Annotated in this window: 1 protein-coding gene and 1 pseudogene; one reads left to right on the top strand and one right to left on the bottom strand. The window is 46.9% G+C overall.

Features of this window, described 5'->3' with window-relative positions:
* Positions 1 to 229: 229 nt before the first annotated feature.
* A pseudogene (locus ABZJ92_RS22585) lies at positions 230 to 401 on the top strand (tyrosine-type recombinase/integrase); the annotation flags it as partial.
* Here the strand turns inward: ABZJ92_RS22585 and ABZJ92_RS22295 are convergent.
* Positions 395 to 451, bottom strand: a complete 57-nt coding sequence (locus ABZJ92_RS22295) for an IS1 family transposase (protein WP_003032489.1) — start codon at positions 449 to 451, stop codon at positions 395 to 397. The pseudogene ABZJ92_RS22585 and the gene ABZJ92_RS22295 overlap by 7 nt on opposite strands.
* Position 452: the final 1 nt, after the last annotated feature.

The following is a 452-nucleotide window of genomic DNA, read 5'->3' as shown; positions in this document are numbered from 1 at the left end:
TGTCCTTGGTTCGATTCCGAGTCCGGGCACCAAATTCATATCAACGGACCTCCACGGAGGTCCGTTTTTCGTTTCAGGACGCCACGATTTAAGCGTTCTGCCTCCAAATCAATTCTACCGAACTCAACCAGATTCTCCCCACATCACCAGCAATTTGCGAGCATATCCCAATTTGGGAAAATTTGTTCCTGAGCTATAGCACTAACTGACGTGAAATGTCGTGCGGCCCCGTGATGCTGTTGAACGTCAAATGACGTCATCAGGAGCGTAACGTATCCATAAAGCACAACACCGGTCTGAACGCCGACTGATGAGATTTTCTGAATGAGAACAAAGAGAAATGTGTCAGTCCGCTTGCTCATGCAAAGACTAACAATCCGGTAATGACTCCAACTTACTGATAGTGTTTTATGTTCAGATAATGCCCGATGACCTTGTCATGCAGCTCCACC

The sequence above is a fragment of the Shigella sp. FJ200513 genome, from assembly GCF_040495915.1.
GTDB lineage: Bacteria > Pseudomonadota > Gammaproteobacteria > Enterobacterales > Enterobacteriaceae > ECMA0423.
This window is presented reverse-complemented; position numbering and strand designations above follow the sequence as displayed.